The sequence below is a fragment of the Moorena sp. SIO4E2 genome (genome assembly GCF_010671945.1).
GTDB classification, from domain to species: Bacteria; Cyanobacteriota; Cyanobacteriia; order Cyanobacteriales; family Coleofasciculaceae; genus Moorena; species Moorena producens.
Genome location: NZ_JAAHIE010001077.1, coordinates 1 through 1,779 on the forward strand (window position 1 = coordinate 1; position 1,779 = coordinate 1,779).

2 protein-coding genes are annotated in these 1,779 nt (G+C 41.9%); both read left to right on the plus strand.

Features of this window, described 5'->3' with window-relative positions:
* Nucleotides 1–202: 202 nt before the first annotated feature.
* Nucleotides 203–691, plus strand: a complete 489-nt coding sequence (locus F6K37_RS40805; RefSeq protein WP_287257000.1) for a hypothetical protein — start codon at nucleotides 203–205, stop codon at nucleotides 689–691.
* On the plus strand, nucleotides 692–1,779 hold a 1,088-nt coding region (locus tag F6K37_RS40810), incomplete at its 3' end, for an NB-ARC domain-containing protein (RefSeq protein WP_287257001.1). It lies immediately after the preceding gene.

Here is a 1,779-nt window from a genome sequence, read left to right on the forward strand (position 1 = left end):
ATCTGGCGATAGCATTAGTAGGCACTGCCCACCAAAGAATTAATCACAATAGAATATTGATGTAGGGTGGGCAGTGCCAAAGATAGATAAGAGCATCTGGCGATAGCATTAGTAGGCACTGCCCACCCTACTAACTACTAACTAACTCACCCAATTTAAAAATACTATAATAAACCAAGACTCTGAATAATCTCCTTCAAAAATGGAACCATTAGCTGCTGCCGTTGTCGCTATTTCTACTGTGCTCGCCACGAAAGCCCTAGAAAAAACTGGGGAAAATGTCGGGCAAGTTGTCTGGGACCAGACTAGCCAGTTTGTGGAATCCCTGAGAAACCAGTCTCCAGATACAGTAATGGCGATCGAGCAAGCTCCAGAGCAAGCACTTGATTATGCCAAGGTGGTATTGGAAGTAGAAGCAGCAGCAAAGCAAAATCCGGAAGTTGCCCAAAGTATGGAGCGTTTGGTGACTACGGTTGATGCTGAAACTTTGCCTAACTTAGAGGAAATTATTGAAAAGATTACCAAAGCTTTGGAATTCCACCAAGCTAAGCGTGACAATTACAACATTGAGAAAGTAGATAACCAGGGTAACTTCGTCCAAGGGAAGAGTATTAATAAAGATAATACTAATATTGGAGGAAGCCAAAATATTATTAAAGGCGACCAAACTATTAATTATAATAATACTTGAGTGAAGTCGCCTTGGAGGAAGGTTAACCAAACTCGACCAAATCAAGCACCCCCACTACCTCGGTATTATGTCGAACGCCCGGAAGTAAGCCAACGACTAAAACAAATTCTTTTATCCCAAGAAACCGCTAGAGTTGGCACTTTAGTGGTTAGTGCGATCTATGGCTTAGGAGGAATTGGGAAATCCACCTTAGCTGCAGCCTTAGCCCATGATCCAGACATTCAATCCGATTTTCCTGATGGTATTTTTTGGGCAACTTTAGGTCAGCAACCTGATATCTTATCGTTTCTAAGTACGTGGATACAGGCATTAGGAGATTATGACTTTAAACCGATTAATATTGATAGCGCTTCTTTACAACTAAGAACACTATTATCCGATAAAAAAGCGTTGCTAGTGGTGGATGATGTTTGGCATCCTGAGCATGTTGACCCCTTTCGAGTAGCAGGAGGTGGCTGTCGGGTTTTAGTGACAACCAGAGAAGCTCCGGTTAAAGGTGCGATTCGCTATGATTTAGATGTGATGACTCTAAATCAATCCTTGGAGTTATTAACCGGTTGTTTCAACAATGAGTTAACTAATCAAGAACTCGACTATGCTAAAACCTTAGCCAAAACTGTCGGCTACTTACCCCTAGCTTTAGAATTAGCTGCTGCCCAAGTTAGGGATGGATTCTCTTGGCAGGAGTTACTGAGTGAGTTACAAGCAGAAATTGCTGATTTAGAAGCCTTGGATAGATTAGAGGCAGAGGAAGAGCCAAGTGACGCTAAGCGCAAAAACTACAGTCTAGTGGCTTCGTTTAATCTGAGTTTAAAGCGATTATCCGCCGAGAGATTGAAGAAATTTGCTTGGTTAGGGGTACTGCCGGAGGATGTCACCATTACTGAAACCATGGCGACAACGTTATGGAACTGTAATTCATTTAAAGCCAAAAAGACTTTACGATACTTACGACAAAAAGCGTTATTACTACCTGGTGTCTCTAGTACACAAAAAACTAACTATCGCCTCCATGACCTGTTACATGATTTAGCCCGTAATCTGCTGCAACCAGAGCTAACATTATCAATTACAGAAGCTCATCAGCA

Excerpts from the sequence above, each read along its gene's own strand:
- F6K37_RS40805 (WP_287257000.1), top strand. The coding sequence starts at position 203 with ATGGAACCATTAGCTGCTGCCGTTGTCGCTATTTCTACTGTGCTCGCC.